Here is a 19762-nt window from a genome sequence, read left to right as displayed (position 1 = left end):
ATCAAACCAAATTCGAACCGCCCGATTTTTCTAACCTGGCGATGGTTTTGAGGTCCCTATCACGTAGCTGCTGCGCCTTGCCAGCCAACTCCGCAACCATTCCGTACACACCTTTAGCGCCATTTCGATTCCACGCTTCATCCGAAAGCGCATCCTGAATCAGGCGGCCATCGGCGGTTGGATAGAAAAGCACCCGATGCAGATACTGCGCTTCTTCGGCGTTAACTTGGCGCAACGCCTCAGTTAAAGCCGCAAGCCTCTCGGGAAAACCAGTGGCGGTTTTTCCAGTCCGCCAATTGTACACGGTCTGACGAGACACGTTGAAGATCTGCGCGATGGAGCTATCTGACAACTTGAAGTCGCTCCTAAGCTCCTCGATTAAGGCCGGCGCTACGTCTTCGGTAACATTGGCATCCTGGCTGGTGTCCACCTCGGTCCAGGCACCAGCATGCACGCCATGAAAGCTCATGCCTGCTGAGCCGATAAGTTGTGGATAGGGCAGGGAGGCAGTCCCAGGAGCGACTACTACCGAAACGGCCAGCATCGCTGTGAAAGCAATCGCCAATACAGGGTTTGCTGTCGTGCTACCTACACGCGGAGCAATTTCAGGGTTTTCCCAAGTAGAAGATCTGCTTACAGCAGCCCCGGTAGGATCAATCCATTGCCCATTCATTGCTGTAGTCATTTCGCCTTCCCCCAAACCTCAAAGGCATGATCTTTCGCGACTGTCCTAAAAGCAAAGTTAGCAGTCTTATGCAAACCGTCGAGTCTCGTGCAGATCTCCTCGGTTCCCAGTCGTTCGGCTAACTGCAGCGGCCAATGCGCATCCGTATCGAGAAGAGCACCATTTTCGCTAACAGGCACAAATGCACCTTGCAGAGGAGCACCATGCTTGGATGAATTCCTCGATTGCTTAGCAATTTCGAAAACCATGGCCGGCTCGACCAAATCTTCCGGTATCCACATACCAGTCTGCCGCCAGCATCTGATGTGCAGATACTCCGGATCTAGATGGTAGGTGGTAGTAGAGATTCCAAGCTGCTCCTTGGGGACTTTCCCATGCGCCGCTAGCTCATCGCATTTAAGTGGGAGCATGGCTTCCGGAAGGTAGTCGGCTAGGGTCTCACCTTCAGCTGGTTCAATTTTATCGACGTACCGCATCCCGATAGCGGTGATATCCAATGCACCTGCTTGCCCTACCAGCGCCTCAATGCACTCACGGAAAAGCGCTAAGTGGTTATCAAAATGAAGATAATTTGTGCTTTGCAGGATCATGTGATCCATGGCCAGCACGCACGCGTAGTCAGCATCCCGATTAAGGAACGCCCAAGAATTCGGTTCTCCGCTGTGCATCACCCCAGGCGGCACGCCCTTGACCATCTGGAAGAAGCCCGGGAGGCTCTGACGGATCGTGTGCTGAATGTCTGGGATCAGCTTTGGCAGCTTAAGAATCGGGGCAAATCTGATTACGCTCAACGCATAGATAAGCGGCGCCCTTGCTAAGACCCCTTCGCGTTCTGACATGTTAACTCCTCCACCGCGCCCAACGAGAGACCGGATTCTACATCATTTGACAAATCCTTTGACAAGAACTGTATAGCAGGGCCTTTCGATTTGACAAGCGGTCCCCGTGAGGGATGGAGTGCAGAAAACGCCTCCATCAGGAGCTTACTCGTCATTCCAGAAAAGCCTCTACAGACACCATCGCTAAGCCTCTGAGGAAGCACGAATTTTTAATCAGAGCTCTTCCTAGCAGTGAGAAGAAACTCAACGAATCGTCACCAGATAGCTCAATCCAGGGGAACGCTTGCTCTGATGGGGTGGTTCAGAAACGTGCTGTCTGGTCCAGATTTCTCATCTACGAAGAGCACGAAGAGCTCTTGGATCCAGAGTTTGAGGCCGTGATTGGCTGAATGGAGAGGTCGGAAAGAGGACGGGTGATCCAGTGAAGCACAAGCGCAGTCAGGAGGCTTGCGATGGTGTTCACTGAGATTGAGACGAGAGCATTCCGCATTTTGGAGAGTCCATTTTTTGAAGTGGACCTCTATTTAATGCGCATAAACTGTGTGTCACCACCACCCGCAGAAAATTTCGTCACGCCCCAGAATGGGAATTTGCATTCGGGGCGCACCACGATTCATCTCGTGCCAGAAGCCGCCTGCAGTGCAATCAATTGGCGAGCCAAGACTCGACTACCTCAGCGCCATACTCGTTTTTCCAGGCCTTAAGCGTACGCTGATTACCACCCTTGGTCTCAACAACCTCTCCGCTGTGTGGATTCTTGTAGACCTTTACTTCGCGTGGTTTCCGAGAGGTTTTTGGGGCCATATCAGTGGAAGCCACCGCTTGCGGATCGAGGATCAGCACCACTTGGCGCAGGCCGTAGCCATACTCGTTGAGCAAACTGCGCAGCTTCGTTTCAAATTCCATTTCCTGCTTCAGGGCAGAGTCATTTTTCAGCGCTTCCAGCTCCGCCAGTTGGGCTGCGAGCTGTTGTTCGAGCAGGCGGAATTCAGCGAGACGGGACATAAGATTCTCCAAAATGGGTTCGATGATTTTAGCAATCAAGAAAGAAAGCGTGCTAACTATCTTGATCCCACATGCCTGAATCGGCAATCACGAGGCTGAGCGATCGGTGTGGATAAAAACGTGATGGCTTCAGGATCGTCGATCTGGGCGGCTTCACTTGCGAGGTAATCGATCAGCTTTTTGCTTCTTACCCAAACGTACTGCCGGCAAGCCGCGTTTGGAATGGATGGCCCCGCAACGGGGCGAAACCTGGCCTCCCAAAGGTGCTTGAACGCCTCCCTGGTCGACTTCCCCAAATACACCGCAATCTCCGGTCCCAAGATATAGCCACGCCTGAATCTGTCGATGGCTTGAGGCTTAACCATCAATTGCGTACGCCGGCCTCGTTCGACAGCAGTGCTCCATAGCAGACCCAGTCGAACGAACGCGTATGCGCATTGTTCTTTGACGCCTAACAGCGCAGCAGCCTTGACTACCGACAGGCCGGGAAAGACCGGACTCTTGTTCTCAGCTCGGGCTTGTTGCCACGCTGCAAAATCTTGCGGCTTGAGTAACCACGCCCCTACCGCAACCGAGCCATTCTCAGCTGGGCCGTAAGCGCGAAGTTCACCTGCACGTATTGCCTGAACCAACTCGACCAACCCACCCCCCTTGGGCAGAGAATGCTTGGCCAAGTAGTTGATCGACACCAGGCTCTGGTCAGAGCTGGTAGGCAGCTTCTCATCAATCAATTCGTTGATCGAGCGGCAGTCAATCAGCCACCTTTCGCCTGGGCGCGGTTCTCCACCAAAGAACTGGAGGGTACCACCAGCTAGCAGCTGCCTAACCCGATTGCGACAGAGGCTTAGCAAAGTCGAGGTTTCTTTCATATCAGCCACGCCCTGGAGATGCTGCGAGATTGCCTTCAAATGATCCAGGTCCACGACCGTAAAGACTCGATCTTCATGGACCTTCTCCCGATAGGCGATTTGTCCCTCCTGATGAAGGCGTTTTATGACTGATACCCCGAGACCACAAGCTTCAGCAGCAGAATCGAACGACACCCAACGATGTCTCTCAATCGTCTCCTCACTCAAATTGCGATTTCGCTTCGCTAACGGTGCTTCCCACGCATGCTGCAGAAATGATTCGAACTCTCGACGAAGAAAGTCAAAACAAGAGTCATCCAGATCACGGTGGATGTCGTGGTATATCGGGCCGAACGATCTGCTGAGCGTCCAATGTTCGTTATCGGAATGGACTGCCTTGAGGCCACTCAGCAGTTCTCTGAATGCGAGAGGCCAGTTCATGAGAACCACGCCCGCCGCGTTTGCCATAAGCCGCGATATCTCTAGCGAACCCGAATCAGCAACCTTCAGCGGCTGGGTTCTTTCCGTAGGCAAACTTCTGACAGCGAGACGCGATGACAACTCGTGAAACTGTTCGTAGGTGAGGGCCGCCAATCCCGCGTCAGCTGGCAACGAGTCGGCGTAAAACCTATCTTCAAAGCCAGAGGTGAGCCAGGCGGCCGTATCACTCGCCGGCGCGATCTCAAAATTGGTCCCACTCAATGAGGTGCCACACGCTTGGCAACTATTCGCACTCATTGCGCTTGGATCGGTTTCCTTCAGACAGTTGGGGCACCGCCCGTGGAGTTCAGTGCCGTGGACAGAACACGTCGTAACCAGGGTCAAGCCCCAGCTTTCTCTCCAATAACCGGCTTCGCCCAAACAGATCGGACAGTAACGAGCGTGATGAGTCGTCCATAACTTGACCCCCTTGGGCCTTGGATCACGAAACTCAGCAGATACCGCAGGCCAGCTCAGTGGTCCTTCCATCATCTGCAGCCAGTCCGCAACATCGGTCTCGTCGGCTCGTGCAAAGGCGGTGAGCAGTTCCTTTCTGGGTAATCCGTTGGCTTTCGCCAGGCGCTGCAGGTACCCCAAAAGACTTTCGTCTTGGTGTGGTCGTGGGTTGATTAAAAGACCAAACATTCCTACACATCCATGAAATCGAAGACATAAAAATCAGGGGAGTAGAGCCGGGCCGATAAGCCCGGCCCTTGGCCGTCAGGTACTGCTCTCTTCGAACGTCTCAAACGGCTCCCGCTTCCCGAACAGAGGCTGGAAATTGAAGCTCGCACTGAAGGGGTTTCGATCCTCGGTGGCGTAGCTCCAAACCTCGTCTTCAAAAGCCTGGGCCAGCACAGGAAGTTCAATCCCGACAAGGTCCTGGACTTGAACCAGCCAAACAGCCCTGTCCACAATCTTGATGAGGTAGTCGATCAATCCATAGGAAGCCAGGTAGAAGCGTTTAATCATCGCTGGCTCTACAAAACTGATGGTTTGAACAGGCAGTTCGCCCTCGATTGCCTGCAACAACATCACGAAATGAAGAGACGTATTAGCGGAGAAGGTGAAGCGATCGTATGCCACCGTGGCCGAAAACCTGCGTCGCAGTTGCTCGTTTGCTAGCAGGAGATTTTCGGTGCGCTTCAGCCCAATCAGAACAAACGCGATACTGGTTTCATTCATCAGACTCTTGATCCAGTCTGCTGCCTCATACGCACCATTACGACGATAATCGACCAGGTGCTGCGCCTCATCGAGGACCAACATCTCCACGCCAAGGTTCTTCAGCAGCAGGACTACTCGCGCAAATTTAACCTCTGCCGAATGTCCTCGTGCCTCTGCGAAGGGATCCTTCAGCTCTGCCAAAATGGCTGCTGCCAGGTTCTTTTTGGTTGGAGACGAAGGCATCTCGACGAACAGAACTGTCCGCTTCTGTGGGTCATGGCTCTCCAATTCCTCCAATGACCGAATGTACTCCTTGACCAATGTGCTCTTGCCCACTCCGCTTGGACCTTGGATCAGCAACCCTTTACTTGCTCTGGTACGCCGACTATCGCCGTGGATATCGCCTAGTCGCGTCAACGCTCGCTCGACTTGAGGGCTGTGAATAAAACGATCGCGGAGCGTAAAGCTGTATTCACCATGCTCGTAGCATTCGTACAGATTGATGGCGTTCATGGCTTAGAACTCCCAGCAGGGCGACGAACCGAGACCTTGAAGGCTGCTGGCGGAATGTTAGGAATAGAGTCACCGGTCCATTCCACTTCAGCGAGTACCTTGGGTGGAGGCGTGCTTTCGGTCACTCGACCCTCCTTGTCGATTTTCGCTATGGCAGCTGCGCGTCGTTTTCTGAGCGTCTGCGAACGGCGGGCCTCGTCTGCATCTTCCATAATTTCCTGGTAGCACCTGTGCGTAGCCTCGAAGCTAGGCTGCTCATTATATTTTTCTCGCAGCGCTTTCTCGGCAGCCTTCCACACCTCCCTGCTCTTACCGGCCATTCGCTCATCTTTGGCGGGCACTTTGAAGAACAAGTTTCTGAAGCGGTCGTGAACCCAAACGTGCCCGGCTTCGTCTCGATAGCGGACGTTTACCTTTTCTCCGTCTGCCAAACGCATACGGAGCTCAGCAAGTTCCGTAGAGTGGTAGCCCACTTTGGCAACCTCGATGCCGTAATGGTGAACCTTCACCGAGGCCCGCTTGGCCAGAATGCACTCCAACGAGTCCAGGTCGACGGGAAGGCTGATGACATGGTTCGCCTCGCTAGTCCCCCAGACTTGAGCCGGTGTTCTGTTGTCCAGCCCCCGATGAGGAGTCTGGTGGTAACCATCGACGATCCATTTCACTACCACCGCCTCCAATTGAGGGAGCGTGAAACATGCATTCTTCTCCGAGTCGTAATCGCCACGCTGCTGGATATTCGAGAAGGTGGTACCCGGGAGGTTGTGGATAAGCCCCAGGTTCTGTGTGCTGAAAAAGCGTTCGACGGCACCTTTCCTTTGAGGGGCCCTTGAAGCGGGATACATGATCTCGATACCCAACTCGTTGAATCCCATGATGAGATCGCCCGCGTGAAATTCCGCTGCGTTGTCTGGGACTATTCGAGCCGGCAGCCCACGTGCCCACCATTCATTTCTCACTTTCGGAAAGCGCTTCAGCAATTCGGCTTTTGGACGGATTGAGCGTTCGATCACACGAAGCACGGTTTCCGTATTTGGCGCCGACAGGTGGAGCAAATATCCCATCACCATTCGAGAGAAGCGGTCGAGGACGATCGTCAGATAGGGGCGCCCAATGCACAGCCCCGAGGTTTCATCCACAAGCTGGACGTCCAACAAGGTGTGATCAATTTCCCAACGTTCCAAAATCTCATGGACACGTAGGACACCCGCCGCAACACGGTGCTTCTTGTCTGCTGCGTGTTTTCCGAGCCTCTCCTTATCCACAAGGTACGGATCCAGCTTGGCGATGTACCTTCGGACAGTCATTCCGCTTGGGATCTTGAGCTGATCCGAAGGCAAACGACTTTTGTTCCTCTCTTTTATCTGATCTTCGAATTCTGAAACGACCACGCTGACCGCTGGAATCGTATCCTGCAGGTAGGTTTTATTAATCACCCCTTCAAGAATAACTTCGAGCTCTCCCTGTATCGCGGCAGCCCGACCCTTTTTGGCATGCTGAGGGATAAGCTTTACTACGTTCTGGCCAATGTATTTGGCTGCCCAACGTCGAATAGTGGAAACCGAGGGTGCGCACGCATCCCCAATCTTTTTGGCGATATCTCTAAGTTTCTTGATCATGTCTTCGTCACCCGGTAGCTTGTATTTACCGCGCTTAGTTAGGTCGTCCAGATACTTGCGTCGACGCAATGCCTCATCTCCATGTTTTTTGGGGAAGCATGAAATATCTGGAGGGACGTTCCGCACATACGGAACCTTCCCAAGGTATGGCTGATCAGCGGAGATCTCGATCTCGCGCTTCTCGTAGGCCTCATAGAACTCCTTCTCGGATAGCTTCGTGGGCTCACCAAGCTCATCGAAAAAGAGCAGCTTCCGGTCAATAAGCCTCTTCTCAAGCACCATCAGTACGCCACGAACGATGACGACCAATTTCACCCTAAGGGAAAAGGTTTGCATGACGGTGCCCCCCTTGCAGGAAGACCGGGGAGTCAGTGTCAATTGACCTATCAAGGTCAATGCCCACCACCCCAAGGCCTAACAAGCGCCAGGCTTTCCCCTCACCAACCACGTAGAGCAGATCTGCAACGGTCATAGGCGGCCATTCGTTGAAGGTCGCCATTACCTCCTCCAACGCCTGATGCGAAAGCTCTGGACCGCGCCGGTGATACATCAGCCTTCTAAGATTGGTAGCCAGGGGTTCAGCTTCAATTAACTTTTCAGTGATCACCGAAAAGTTACGGGCAGTGGCGTTGAAGTAGCGCTCAGCGGCATCCAGTCGCTGCCTGACGCTGGCAATCTTCAGTCGGTCGTGAGGCTTCACTTCAAACCACCACTCGCGCCCATCCGCGAGGAAAACCTGTACGTCTGGGTAATATTTGAAGTAGCCCTGGAGCGATGGAACACGTTCCTCACTGGGCTGCGGGACGTAGCCGATGACCGCAGGAGACAGCTCAAGAAGCCGAAAAAGAGCGCCTTCGAGCTGGGACTCCCAGGGCACAGGCTTTTTATTTTTGAGCGATGGGAAGTAGCCGCGGTAATGGTTGGACCGCCGCGTGACCACCTTTCGTACTGTCATGAAACACCTCCGAAAATCTCGAAACGAGCGCCGACGCTGCGCCAAAAAATCAAGGCGCAGGGCGGGCGAAGTGAGGCCTTTCGACAGGCAACACTGTGCCGTCGAGTAACCTCGCTAAGGTCGAAAAAATGGGAGAGGATTGACAGTCGCTTCGAAAAAGCAGACATTGCGGGTTCTGAGGACGCAAGTCTGCTTCGCTAAGCGCGGTCAGTCCTCTCGGGATTGATCGCGTTTTTCTACATTTTCAGGTCTCCTTTTCTCTCATTGGTCATGACTCTCATGACTGATCAGAATCTAAAGCAATCGGCTTGCTCTCTTTATTTCTAAACGGCCACTTCGTGATCGCTGGAGCAATTTGGATCAGGTCTGAAGCTCTCGCTTCAAACAGCTGATTTGGCTGAAAATCTTCAGTGCAAAGCGGAAAAGTTGGTCATAGATCTTATTCCAACATCCCTTCGAAATCTACAAAAAATCCAAAATGGCAACTTCCACCAAATTCCATTTCCATACTAAATTGTTCAAATTAATACTTAACACGTACGCTTAATTAACTATTAAGGTGTTCAAATATTAGTTTTAAAGTCCTCTCAATCTCTCTGCTGCTCAGATCCGCCCGCCGACCCTCTCAGCACTTCCAGCGCCCCATCAAATCACTTCCTCAAATCCCCCCATCTGCATCATTTTCCAATGAGCGGAGTAGGGCGCCCCGGCAGGAATTCCAGGCAAAAAAAAGCCCGCGAAGGCGGGCTTGATGGTGACCGACAGGGGCCATGGTTGAAGCCCGGCCGGTCATCTATTTGTGAAAGCGTGCAGCTTTTCTGTGAACCTACAACCTGATCAGAAGTCCAGGTTGGACACCGCCAGGGCATTGCTTTCGATGAAGTCACGACGTGGCTCGACCGCATCACCCATCAGGGTGTTGAAGATCTGGTCTGCGCCAATAGCGTCTTCGATGGTCACACGCAGCATGCGGCGCTGAGCTGGGTCCATGGTGGTTTCCCACAGTTGATCCGGGTTCATCTCACCCAGACCTTTGTATCGCTGGATGGTGTGGCGCTTGGTGCTTTCAGCCATCAGCCAGTCGAGGGCTTCCTTGAATTCCTTGACCTGCTTCTTGCGTTCGCCACGTTGAATATAAGCACCGTCGTCCAGCAGGGTGCTCAGTTGCGCGCCCAGGGTTACCACGGTCTTGTAGTCATTGCTGCCGAAGAAGTCGCGGTTGAAGGTGACGTAGTTCGACAGGCCGTGGGAGATCAGCTCGACCTCTGGCAGCCAAACGTTACGTTCACGGTCTTCACGCAGGCTGGCCTTGTACACCAGGCCAGACTTCTCGACGGTGCGCAGGCGCACCTCGTACTGAGCCAGCCAATCCTGCATGTGGGCATGATCGCCCAGCTGCTCCAGGCTCACGGCCGGCAGATAGATGAAGTGCTCGGTCAGCTCCTGAGGGTACAGGCGCGACAAACGCTTGAGGGTTTTCATCACCATGCGGAAGTCGTTTACCAGACGCTCCAACGCCTCACCGGAAATACCCGGTGCTTCGTCGTTCAAGTGCAGGCTCGCGTCTTCCAGGGCCGACTGCGTCATGTACTCTTCCATGGCGTCGTCGTCTTTGATGTATTGCTCTTGCTTGCCTTTTTTCACTTTGTACAGTGGCGGCTGGGCGATGTAGATGTAGCCGCGCTCGATCAACTCCGGCAACTGACGGAAGAAGAAGGTCAGCAGCAGGGTACGGATGTGCGAACCGTCGACGTCAGCATCGGTCATGATGATGATGTTGTGGTAACGCAGCTTGTCGATGTTGTATTCCTCGCGACCAATACCGCAGCCCAAGGCTGTGATCAAGGTGCCGACTTCCTGGGAGGAAATCATCTTGTCGAAGCGGGCTTTCTCAACGTTGAGGATCTTACCCTTCAACGGCAGGATGGCCTGGGTGCGACGGTTACGACCCTGCTTGGCGGAACCGCCAGCAGAGTCACCTTCCACCAGGTACAGTTCGGAAAGGGCAGGGTCCTTCTCCTGGCAGTCAGCCAGTTTGCCGGGCAAGCCGGCGATATCCAACGCGCCTTTACGACGAGTCATCTCACGGGCCTTACGCGCCGCTTCACGGGCACGTGCCGCATCGATCATCTTGCCGACAACCAGCTTGGCTTCGTTCGGGTTTTCCAGCAGGAAGTCGGAGAAGTATTTGCCCATCTCCTGTTCCACTGCTGTCTTCACTTCGGAAGACACCAGCTTGTCCTTGGTCTGGGAGCTGAACTTAGGGTCCGGCACTTTTACCGAGATAATTGCGGTCAAGCCTTCACGGGCGTCATCACCGGTAGTGGCGACTTTGTGTTTCTTCGCCAGGCCTTCAGCTTCGATATAAGTATTCAGGTTGCGCGTCAGCGCAGAACGGAAACCCACCAGGTGAGTACCACCGTCGCGCTGTGGAATGTTGTTGGTAAAGCACAACAGGTTCTCGTTGAAGCTGTCGTTCCACTGCAACGCGATTTCCACGCCGATGCCGTCTTCACGCTGGATGTTGAAATGGAACACCTGGTTGACCGCAGTCTTGTTGGTGTTCAGGTATTCAACGAATGCACGCAGACCACCTTCGTACTTGAACAGCTCTTCCTTGCCGCTGCGCTCATCCTTGAGGACGATGCCAACACCGGAGTTGAGGAAGGACAGTTCACGAATACGCTTGGCCAGGATGTCCCAGCTGAAGTGGATATTCTTGAAGGTGTCAGCCGAAGGCTTGAAATGAATCTGGGTACCGGTGGACTCACTGTCGCCAACAATTTTCATTGGTTCTTGTGGCACACCGTGGACGTAGGTCTGTTCCCAAATTTTGCCGCTACGGCGAACAGTAAGGATCAGCTCTTCAGACAGAGCGTTCACTACCGACACACCCACACCGTGCAAACCACCGGAGACTTTATAAGAGTTGTCGTCGAACTTACCGCCGGCGTGGAGCACGGTCATGATGACCTCAGCAGCCGATACGCCTTCTTCTTTGTGCACATCTACCGGAATGCCACGACCGTTGTCGCGCACGGTGATGGACTCATCCGGGTGGATGATGATGCTGATGTCGTCGCAGTGACCGGCCAGAGCTTCGTCGATGGAGTTGTCGACCACCTCGAACACCATGTGGTGCAGACCGCTACCATCATCGGTGTCGCCAATGTACATACCGGGACGTTTGCGTACGGCATCCAAACCTTTCAGCACTTTAATGCTGGTCGAGTCGTACGTGTTTTCTTCGCTCATGCCTTCACTCCCGATGGTCGTGGGTCTGGGTGATACGGCCTTGTTCCACGTGGAACAAAGCGACTGGCGTTTCCGTCTGCCAGCCTTCCCTCAATAATTCGTGGTCTACACAGGTGATAAAAACCTGGCAGCGTAATTCTTCTAACAAACGGCATAACGCGAGGCGGTGTTGCTCGTCGAGTTCGGACGGCAAGTCATCCACCAGATAAATACACTGGCCACGCCTGGCCTGGCTAACGAGATGCCCCTGGGCGATCCGTAAAGCACACACCACCAACTTCTGCTGACCACGGGACAAGATGTCCGCGGCATTGTGTGCGCCTAATCTAAGGCGCAAATCAGCCCGTTGGGGTCCGGCCTGGGTATGGCCGATTTGCTGATCCCGCTGCAAGGACGTGGCGAGCACTGCACTCAGCTCGCGCTCTTTGTCCCAACCACGGTAGTAACTCAGCGTCAGCCCCTCGAGATCCAACAACTCACTCAAGGTCTGCTCAAAGACTGGTTTCAAGGCTTTGATATAGGCGCGGCGGTATTCATCAATTTCGTCGCTGGCCAGGCACAGTTCCCGGTCCCAGGCCGCTTGCGAAGCGGCGTCAAGTGTACCATGCCGCAGCCATGAGTTCCGCTGCCGCAGGGCCTTCTGCAGGCGCTGCCACGTGGCCATGAATCGCGGTTCCACGTGGAACACTCCCCAATCGAGGAACTGACGCCGGATCTTCGGTGCGCCTTCTAATAAACGGAAACTGTCTGGGTTGATCAATTGCAGCGGCAGAATTTCCGCCAGTTGCGCCGCACTGCGAGCATTTTGCCCATCAATGCGAATTTGAAACTCCCCGCCACGATCGCGGGAGATCCCCAAGCTGCTGTGCCCACCTTCAGCCAATTCAACTTGGCCAAACACTGTGCACGCCAGTTGTTCGTATTGAATCACCGGCAACAGTCGAGCACTGCGGAATGAACGGGCGAGCCCCAGCAAATGGATGGCCTCCAGCACGCTGGTTTTGCCACTGCCGTTGGCGCCATGGAGGATATTGATGCGTGGGGAGGGGGAGAAGGTCACCGGGTGCAGATTGCGCACCGCGGTGACCGAGACGCGACTGAGGGACATCTAGCTTCTGCTGAGCATGATTACAGGCGCATCGGCATAACAACGTAAGCCGAGTCGTCGTTATCGGATTCTTGCACCAGGGCGCTACTGTTGGAGTCCGACAGGATCAGGCGCACCTGTTCCGTGGTCATCACGCCCAGCACATCAAGCAAGTAGCTCACGTTGAAGCCGATTTCCAGCGAACCGCCGTTGTAGTCGACGCCCACTTCTTCTTCCGCTTCTTCCTGCTCCGGGTTATTGGCCTGGATCTTCAACTGGCCGTTGGCCAATTGCAGGCGGATACCGCGGTACTTCTCGTTCGACAGAATCGCGGTACGGCTGAAGGCTTCACGCAGGGCCTGACGATCGCCGATGACCAGCTTGTCACCGCCTTTAGGCAGCACACGCTCGTAATCCGGGAACTTGCCGTCAACCAGCTTGGAGGTGAAGGTGAACTCACCCGTGGTCGCGCGGATGTGATGCTGACCCAGGACAATGCTGACGTTGCCATCCGGTTCGGTCAGCAAACGTGCCAATTCAAGGATACCTTTACGCGGCACGATCACCTGGTGACGGTCCGGCTGACCGATATCAGCACGCATCGAGCACATTGCCAGACGATGACCGTCGGTGGCCACGGCACGGATGATGCCTTCCGACACTTCCAGCAGCATGCCGTTGAGGTAGTAACGCACGTCCTGCTGGGCCATCGCGAAGCTGGTGCGCTCGATCAAACGGCGCAGCTTGCTTTGCTCCAGGCTGCAGGTCAGCGAGCCAGGGCCTTCTTCAACGGTGGGGAAATCATTGGCTGGCAAGGTAGACAGCGTAAAACGGCTGCGACCGGCCTTGACCACCAGCTTCTGCTCATCAACCTTGATGTCGATCAGCGCATCGTTGGGCAGGCTCTTACAGATGTCCATCAGCTTGCGCGCCGGCACGGTGATCTCGCCAGGTTCGGCAGGCTCTTCGAGCTGGACGCGCCCCACCAGCTCGACTTCCAGGTCGGTACCGGTCAAGGACAACTGCTGGCCTTCGACAACCAGCAATACGTTGGAGAGCACCGGCAAGGTCTGTCGGCGCTCGACAACGCCTGCGACCAGTTGCAGGGGTTTCAACAGGGCTTCGCGTTGAATGGTGAAATGCATGGTCTAGTCCCTTGCCTTAATAAGCTGCGCTGGTGTCATCACGTAGTCAGTGTACGCAGCAGGTTCTTGTAGTCCTCGCGAATATCCGCGTCGGATTCCTTAAGTTCGTTGATTTTGCGGCACGCGTGCAAGACCGTGGTGTGGTCGCGACCGCCAAACACATCACCGATTTCCGGCAGGCTGTGGTTGGTCAACTCCTTGGAGAGTGCCATAGCCACCTGACGCGGACGAGCCACCGAGCGCGAGCGGCGCTTGGACAGCAGGTCGGAAATCTTGATCTTGTAGTACTCCGCCACGGTGCGCTGGATGTTATCCACACTGACCAGCTTGTCCTGGAGTGCCAGCAGGTCTTTCAAGGATTCGCGAATCAGCTCGATGGTGATGTCGCGGCCCATGAAGTGCGAGTGTGCGATCACCCGCTTGAGTGCGCCTTCCAGCTCACGCACGTTGGAGCGAATGCGTTGGGCAATGAAGAATGCGGCGTCGTGGGGCAGGTCGACCTTCGCCTGGTCAGCCTTTTTCATCAGGATCGCAACGCGGGTTTCCAGCTCCGGCGGCTCTACCGCAACGGTCAGGCCCCAACCAAAGCGCGACTTCAGGCGTTCTTCCAGGCCTTCGATTTCCTTCGGATAACGGTCGCTGGTCAGGATGACCTGCTGGCCGCCTTCGAGCAGGGCGTTGAAGGTGTGAAAGAACTCTTCCTGGGAACGTTCCTTGCGGGCGAAGAATTGAATGTCATCGATCAACAAGGCATCAACGGAACGGTAGAACCGCTTGAACTCGTTGATCGCATTGAGCTGCAGGGCCTTGACCATATCAGCCACGAAGCGCTCCGAGTGCAGGTACACGACCTTGGCATTCGGGTTCTTCTTTAATAGATGGTTACCCACAGCGTGCATCAAGTGAGTCTTACCCAAGCCAACGCCACCATAAAGGAAGAGTGGGTTGTAACCATGCTTGGGGTTATCGGCCACTTGCCAGGCGGCCGCCCGGGCCAGCTGGTTGGATTTACCTTCGACGAAGTTCTCAAAGGTAAAGGTGCGGTTCAAGTAGCTGGTGTGCTTGAGCGCGCCTTCCACCTGCACAGTGCGCTGTTCCGCGCGAACCGGGGCCTGCTGCGAGCTGGCACCTGCCATTGGGTCGAAGCTGTCGCGGGACGGCTCTTCATTTATAGGCGCGTTTTTCTGCGACGAGGATTTTGAAGGCGTCGGAGCAACCGGTGCTGGCGAGTTATTAACAGGTGCGACAGCGGACTGTGCCTGCGAGGCACTCGCTGCCAACGGCGCATTCGGCGCAGCGCGAGGCGCCGAGCTGCGTTTGCTGCCTATTAATAAGGAGAGCACGGGCGCGAGGCCATTGCCATGCTCATCGAGCAATTCGAGAACGCGGCTCAGGTACTTCTCGTTGACCCAGTCGAGAACAAAACGATTGGGTGCGTAGACACGCAACTCGTCGCCTTCGGCTTCGACCTGTAGCGGACGGATCCAGGTGTTGAATTGCTGGGCAGGCAGCTCATCGCGCAAAAGCTCCACGCACTGCTGCCAAAGTTCCACTGACACGGATATCCCCTAAGTTGAAAGCCGGTGAGGCAAAAACAGCCGCCATTGTAGCGGCCAGCCGCCCACTTATCCACATGTAGGTTGCTCACACACCAGCCAAAATCAATGCCTTAACCGTAAAGAAGGCGACAGATGGTCTGTGCATAAGCTCTGTGGATAAGCGCACCTAAGCCCGTTGTACAAGTGGGGTCGAAAGTCTGTGGGTAACCGGCCTGTGGATAACAAGCCATTCCACACACAGCTTATCCGACAGCGCAGCACAGGCAGAGCACCGTTTCTCCCCCGTGTTGTCATTCTCTGTACATCACGTGGAATATGGCCTCAAGGAAGTTATCCACAGAAGAACGCTTCCCTAGCTTTTATAAGCTTTACAGAAAAGCTTTAAATAACTTCCTTCTTTATTTTTATATCTATGGCATTGCCCATGGAAGCCTGGCGGACAGAAAAGGCCTGGATGCGTGCAAAGATCTAATTAAAGGAAAAGCTGGTTGGAAATTGACCTAGAGGCTTGCTTTCTCTAGAATCGCCGGTCTCTTAAAACGGGGGCCATTCCGGCCCGTTGTGGACGAACCAGGTAACAACGCCATGAAACGTACTTTCCAACCAAGCACCATCAAACGCGCCCGTACCCACGGCTTCCGTGCTCGCATGGCCACCAAGAACGGCCGTGCTGTCCTGTCGCGTCGCCGCGCCAAAGGTCGTGCGCGTCTGGCAGTTTGATAATCCGGTACTGGTGGTGAGTCAGGACTTCAGTCGGGAAAAGCGCCTGCTTACCCCCCGGCACTTCAAGGCAGTCTTTGACTCCCCCACCGGCAAGGTTCCGGGGAAAAATCTCCTGCTCCTTGCGCGTAACAACGATCTGGGTCACCCCCGTCTCGGGTTGGTGATCGGCAAGAAGAGCGTAAAGCTCTCCGTTGAGCGCAATCGCCTCAAGCGTCTGATGCGCGAATCGTTTCGCCTCCACCAGGACACTCTGGTTGGTTGGGATATTGTTATCGTCGCGCGCAAAGGCTTGGGGGACGTAGAAAACCCCGAATTGATTCAGCATTTCGGCAAGCTCTGGAAACGTTTGGCGCGTACCCACAAGCCAGCACCAGCAGTCAGCACCGAAACTGTAGGGGTAGACAGCCTTGATGCGTAAACTGGCGCTCGTTCCGATCCAGTTTTACCGTTATGCCATTAGTCCTCTGATGGCCAACCACTGTCGTTTCTACCCCAGTTGTTCCTGCTACGCGTTAGAGGCCATAGAAAATCATGGTCTTCTGCGCGGTGGCTGGCTGGCCTTTCGTCGTTTAGGCCGCTGTCATCCGTGGAATCCCGGTGGTTATGACCCGGTTCCACCTATCCCTACCTCCCGTTCTTCTTCGATGGCCGAGTAATCATGGATATTAAACGCACGATCCTGATCGTCGCCCTGGCAATCGTGTCCTACGTCATGGTTCTTAAGTGGAACCAGGACTATGGCCAAGCTGCCCTGCCGACTCAGAATGTTGCTACCAATCAGGCTGCGCCGGCTATTCCGGACACCCCGCTGGGTAACAATGCGTCCGCGAGTGCCGATGTTCCCAGCGCGAATGGCGAGACAAGCGCCCCTGTAGAAACGCCAGTAGTCACCAATAAAGACCTCATCCACGTCAAAACGGATGTGCTCGACCTGGCTATCGATCCACAAGGTGGTGATATCGCCCAGCTGAAGCTGCCGCTTTATCCACGTCGCCAAGACCATCCGGATGTTCCGTTCCAGCTGTTCGATAACGGCGGCGAACGCGTTTATCTGGCACAAAGCGGCCTGACTGGCACCAACGGTCCGGATGCTCGTGCTACCGGTCGTCCGGTTTATTCGACCGAACAGAAGACTTATCAACTGGCTGATGGCCAAAACCAGTTGAACGTTGACCTGAAATTCAGCCTCGATGGCGTCAACTACATCAAGCGTTTCAGCTTCACCCGTGGTTTGTACGACTTGAAGGTCACTTACCTGATCGACAACGAAAGCGACAAACCGTGGAGCGGCAACCTGTTTGCCCAGCTCAAGCGTGATGGCAGTTCCGATCCGTCTTCCAGCACCGCCACCGGCACCGCGACTTACCTGGGCGCCGCCCTGTGGACAAGTAACGAGCCGTACAAAAAAGTGTCGATGAAAGATATCGACAAGGGCGCGCTGAAAGAAACCGTTCAAGGTGGCTGGGTTGCCTGGCTGCAACACTACTTCGTGACCGCATGGATTCCGAACAAGGGTGAAGCCAACCTGGTGCAAACCCGCAAGGACAGCCAGGGCAACTACATCATTGGCTTTACTGGCCCGGCGTTGACCGTCGCTCCAGGCGCCAAGGCTGAAACCAGCGCTACCTTGTATGCCGGCCCGAAAAGCCAGGCAGTACTGAAAGAGTTATCCCCAGGCCTGGAACTGACTGTGGATTACGGCATCCTGTGGTTTATTGCCCAGCCGATCTTCTGGCTGCTGCAACATATCCACAGCATCGTCGGCAACTGGGGCTTCTCGATCATCTTCCTGACGATGCTGATCAAGGGGATCTTCTTCCCACTGTCGGCCGCCAGCTACAAGTCGATGGCGCGCATGCGTGCCGTGGCCCCTAAATTGGCCGCGCTGAAAGAACAACATGGTGACGACCGGCAGAAAATGTCGCAGGCCATGATGGAGTTGTACAAGAAAGAGAAGATCAACCCGCTGGGTGGATGCTTGCCGATTCTGGTACAAATGCCGGTATTCCTTTCGCTGTACTGGGTACTCCTGGAAAGCGTGGAAATGCGCCAGGCTCCGTTCATGCTGTGGATAACTGACCTGTCGATCAAAGACCCGTTCTTTATCCTGCCGATCATCATGGGCGCGACCATGTTTATCCAGCAGCGCTTGAACCCAACGCCGCCGGATCCGATGCAGGCCAAGGTAATGAAAATGATGCCAATCATCTTCACCTTCTTCTTCCTGTGGTTCCCAGCTGGCCTGGTGCTGTACTGGGTGGTCAACAACGTGTTGTCGATCTCTCAACAGTGGTACATCACACGTAAGATCGAAGCGGCTACCAAAAAAGCCGCGGCGTAACTTACTCTGTGGATAACCACTCAAGACGCCCCCTAGTGGGGCGTTTTGCTTTCCGTCACTTTTGTTCTGGAACCTGCTGATGAGCGCTCCTCGTGAAACCATCGCTGCTGTCGCTACCGCTCAAGGTCGCGGCGGTGTCGGTATCGTTCGAATTTCCGGGCCGCTCGCCGGCATTGCCGCCAAAGCCATCAGTGGTCGTGAACTCAAGCCTCGCTACGCCCATTACGGCCCCTTCCTGGATGCGGATAACGGGGTATTGGACGAAGGCTTGGCACTTTATTTCCCAGGCCCCAATTCCTTTACCGGCGAAGATGTCCTCGAATTGCAAGGACACGGTGGCCCGATCGTCCTGGATATGTTGCTGCAACGCTGCCTGCAACTGGGTTGTCGCCTGGCGCGCCCGGGAGAATTCAGCGAGCGGGCATTCCTCAACGACAAGCTCGACCTAGCGCAGGCCGAAGCGATAGCCGACTTGATCGAGGCCAGTTCTGCACAGGCTGCGCGCAATGCATTGCGCTCGCTGCAGGGGGCGTTTTCCCTGCGTGTGCATAACTTGACCGAGCAACTGATCAGCCTGCGTATCTACGTGGAAGCGGCGATTGATTTTCCGGAAGAGGAAATCGACTTCCTTGCCGATGGCCATGTATTGGCGATGCTGGACAAGGTCCGCGACGAATTATCCACAGTACTGCGCGAAGCCGGGCAAGGCGCGTTGTTGCGTGACGGCATGACCGTGGTGATTGCCGGTCGACCCAATGCCGGTAAATCCAGCTTGCTCAATGCCCTGGCGGGGCGTGAAGCGGCGATCGTTACCGAGATTGCCGGTACCACACGGGATATCCTGCGCGAACATATCCACATCGACGGTATGCCCTTGCATGTGGTCGATACCGCCGGGCTGCGTGATACAGACGACCAGGTGGAAAAGATCGGCGTAGAACGGGCGCTCAAGGCCATTGGCGAAGCGGATCGGGTGCTGCTGGTGGTGGATGCCACCGCACCTGAAGCTGTTGATCCTTTTGCGTTGTGGCCGGAATTCCTTGAACAACGACCGGACCCGGCCAAAGTCACCTTGATCCGCAATAAGGCTGACCTCACAGGTGAAGCCATTGCCATGGAAACCAGTGAGGATGGCCACGTCACCATCAGTCTGAGTGCGAAGTCGGCCGGGGATGGCCTGGAGCTGCTGCGTGACCACCTCAAGGCTTGCATGGGTTATGAACAGACTTCGGAAAGCAGCTTCAGCGCTCGCCGCAGGCACCTGGAGGCGTTGCGTCATGCCAGCGCGGCCTTGGAACACGGTCGGGCACAGCTGACCTTGGCGGGGGCAGGGGAGCTGCTGGCTGAGGATCTACGCCAGGCCCAACAGCTGTTGGGCGAAATCACGGGGGCATTCAGCTCGGATGATTTGCTGGGACGGATTTTTTCCAGCTTCTGCATCGGTAAATAGTCTTTCGTTTTCCACAGACAGGCCATTCGCGCCTGTCTGTTTCTTTCGCGTACCCCGATTTCCTCCTTTCTCTATGCATAACCAGGTCGTG

General features: G+C 55.0%; 16 protein-coding genes. 5 read left to right on the top strand and 11 right to left on the bottom strand.

The genetic code is table 11. The annotated features are described in order from the left end of the window. Position 1 precedes the first annotated feature (1 nt). The 11 genes from AB7933_RS01280 to dnaA form a co-directional block, all read right to left on the bottom strand. The gene (locus tag AB7933_RS01280) at positions 2-685 is read right to left on the bottom strand and encodes a transcriptional regulator (protein ID WP_126404318.1); all 684 of its coding nucleotides are present in this window, start codon (positions 683-685) and stop codon (positions 2-4) included. Further along, entirely contained in the window at positions 682-1524 is an 843-nt protein-coding gene (locus tag AB7933_RS01275; RefSeq protein ID WP_010951432.1) for a TIGR04255 family protein, read from the bottom strand. Before AB7933_RS01275 ends, AB7933_RS01280 begins: the two co-directional genes overlap by 4 nt. A 645-nt stretch (positions 1525-2169) precedes the next feature. Continuing rightward, positions 2170-2529, bottom strand: a complete 360-nt coding sequence (locus tag AB7933_RS01270) for a histone-like nucleoid-structuring protein, MvaT/MvaU family (RefSeq protein WP_010951431.1) — start codon at positions 2527-2529, stop codon at positions 2170-2172. Positions 2530-2585: 56 nt separating this feature from the next. Next, positions 2586-4502: a TniQ family protein gene (locus AB7933_RS01265; protein WP_010951430.1), complete on the bottom strand. Its 1917-nt coding sequence runs from the start codon at positions 4500-4502 to the stop codon at positions 2586-2588. Between the two features lie 75 nt (positions 4503-4577). Beyond that, the gene (locus tag AB7933_RS01260) at positions 4578-5537 is read right to left on the bottom strand and encodes a TniB family NTP-binding protein (RefSeq protein ID WP_010951429.1); all 960 of its coding nucleotides are present in this window, start codon (positions 5535-5537) and stop codon (positions 4578-4580) included. Then, complete coding sequence (locus tag AB7933_RS01255; protein ID WP_016497347.1) at positions 5534-7492, bottom strand: DDE-type integrase/transposase/recombinase; 1959 nt, start codon at positions 7490-7492, stop codon at positions 5534-5536. The genes AB7933_RS01260 and AB7933_RS01255 overlap by 4 nt, the downstream gene beginning before the upstream one ends. After that, positions 7473-8111: a TnsA endonuclease N-terminal domain-containing protein gene (locus tag AB7933_RS01250; RefSeq protein WP_011953077.1), complete on the bottom strand. Its 639-nt coding sequence runs from the start codon at positions 8109-8111 to the stop codon at positions 7473-7475. The genes AB7933_RS01255 and AB7933_RS01250 overlap by 20 nt, the downstream gene beginning before the upstream one ends. An 837-nt stretch (positions 8112-8948) precedes the next feature. Further along, complete coding sequence (gene gyrB, locus AB7933_RS01245; protein WP_024072543.1) at positions 8949-11366, bottom strand: DNA topoisomerase (ATP-hydrolyzing) subunit B; 2418 nt, start codon at positions 11364-11366, stop codon at positions 8949-8951. 4 nt (positions 11367-11370) lie between these two features. After that, positions 11371-12474 carry a DNA replication/repair protein RecF gene (recF, locus tag AB7933_RS01240; protein ID WP_024072542.1) on the bottom strand — a complete coding sequence of 368 codons (1104 nt, stop codon included), beginning with the start codon at positions 12472-12474 and terminating at the stop codon, positions 11371-11373. 20 nt (positions 12475-12494) lie between these two features. Further along, positions 12495-13598: a DNA polymerase III subunit beta gene (dnaN, locus tag AB7933_RS01235; RefSeq protein WP_005783345.1), complete on the bottom strand. Its 1104-nt coding sequence runs from the start codon at positions 13596-13598 to the stop codon at positions 12495-12497. 38 nt (positions 13599-13636) lie between these two features. Continuing rightward, positions 13637-15157: a chromosomal replication initiator protein DnaA gene (gene dnaA, locus AB7933_RS01230; RefSeq protein WP_024072541.1), complete on the bottom strand. Its 1521-nt coding sequence runs from the start codon at positions 15155-15157 to the stop codon at positions 13637-13639. A 585-nt stretch (positions 15158-15742) separates the two neighbouring features. Between dnaA and rpmH the strand changes: the two genes are divergently transcribed. The 5 genes from rpmH to mnmE all read left to right on the top strand — a co-directional run bounded on the left by rpmH (position 15743) and on the right by mnmE (position 19671). Beyond that, positions 15743-15877: a 50S ribosomal protein L34 gene (rpmH, locus tag AB7933_RS01225; RefSeq protein ID WP_003213577.1), complete on the top strand. Its 135-nt coding sequence runs from the start codon at positions 15743-15745 to the stop codon at positions 15875-15877. A gap of 13 nt (positions 15878-15890) precedes the next feature. Then, positions 15891-16298: a ribonuclease P protein component gene (rnpA, locus tag AB7933_RS01220; RefSeq protein ID WP_370694645.1), complete on the top strand. Its 408-nt coding sequence runs from the start codon at positions 15891-15893 to the stop codon at positions 16296-16298. Further along, positions 16291-16536 (top strand): membrane protein insertion efficiency factor YidD, encoded by a 246-nt coding sequence (yidD, locus tag AB7933_RS01215; protein WP_077430980.1) that lies wholly within the window; start codon positions 16291-16293, stop codon positions 16534-16536. Before rnpA ends, yidD begins: the two co-directional genes overlap by 8 nt. Before the next feature lie 2 nt (positions 16537-16538). Further along, positions 16539-18221, top strand: coding sequence for a membrane protein insertase YidC (gene yidC, locus AB7933_RS01210; RefSeq protein ID WP_024078260.1), 1683 nt, complete (start codon positions 16539-16541; stop codon positions 18219-18221). 79 nt (positions 18222-18300) lie between these two features. Continuing rightward, on the top strand, positions 18301-19671 hold the full coding sequence (gene mnmE / locus AB7933_RS01205; RefSeq protein WP_024078259.1) for a tRNA uridine-5-carboxymethylaminomethyl(34) synthesis GTPase MnmE: 1371 nt from the start codon (positions 18301-18303) through the stop codon (positions 19669-19671). Positions 19672-19762 lie beyond the last annotated feature (91 nt).

Origin of the sequence: Pseudomonas gorinensis, from assembly GCF_042015035.1 — a bacterium.
Taxonomy (GTDB): Bacteria; Pseudomonadota; Gammaproteobacteria; order Pseudomonadales; family Pseudomonadaceae; genus Aquipseudomonas; species Aquipseudomonas gorinensis.
This window is presented reverse-complemented; position numbering and strand designations above follow the sequence as displayed.

Coding starts and splice junctions, on each gene's coding strand:
- AB7933_RS01250 (WP_011953077.1), bottom strand. CDS start 8,111: ATGACAGTACGAAAGGTGGTCACGCGGCGGTCCAACCATTACCGCGGC.
- yidD (WP_077430980.1), top strand. CDS start 16,291: ATGCGTAAACTGGCGCTCGTTCCGATCCAGTTTTACCGTTATGCCATT.
- mnmE (WP_024078259.1), top strand. CDS start 18,301: ATGAGCGCTCCTCGTGAAACCATCGCTGCTGTCGCTACCGCTCAAGGT.
- recF (WP_024072542.1), bottom strand. CDS start 12,474: ATGTCCCTCAGTCGCGTCTCGGTCACCGCGGTGCGCAATCTGCACCCG.
- rpmH (WP_003213577.1), top strand. CDS start 15,743: ATGAAACGTACTTTCCAACCAAGCACCATCAAACGCGCCCGTACCCAC.
- AB7933_RS01260 (WP_010951429.1), bottom strand. CDS start 5,537: ATGAACGCCATCAATCTGTACGAATGCTACGAGCATGGTGAATACAGC.
- AB7933_RS01265 (WP_010951430.1), bottom strand. CDS start 4,502: ATGTTTGGTCTTTTAATCAACCCACGACCACACCAAGACGAAAGTCTT.
- gyrB (WP_024072543.1), bottom strand. CDS start 11,366: ATGAGCGAAGAAAACACGTACGACTCGACCAGCATTAAAGTGCTGAAA.
- AB7933_RS01280 (WP_126404318.1), bottom strand. CDS start 685: ATGACTACAGCAATGAATGGGCAATGGATTGATCCTACCGGGGCTGCT.
- AB7933_RS01270 (WP_010951431.1), bottom strand. CDS start 2,529: ATGTCCCGTCTCGCTGAATTCCGCCTGCTCGAACAACAGCTCGCAGCC.
- dnaN (WP_005783345.1), bottom strand. CDS start 13,598: ATGCATTTCACCATTCAACGCGAAGCCCTGTTGAAACCCCTGCAACTG.
- AB7933_RS01275 (WP_010951432.1), bottom strand. CDS start 1,524: ATGTCAGAACGCGAAGGGGTCTTAGCAAGGGCGCCGCTTATCTATGCG.
- yidC (WP_024078260.1), top strand. CDS start 16,539: ATGGATATTAAACGCACGATCCTGATCGTCGCCCTGGCAATCGTGTCC.
- AB7933_RS01255 (WP_016497347.1), bottom strand. CDS start 7,492: ATGCAAACCTTTTCCCTTAGGGTGAAATTGGTCGTCATCGTTCGTGGC.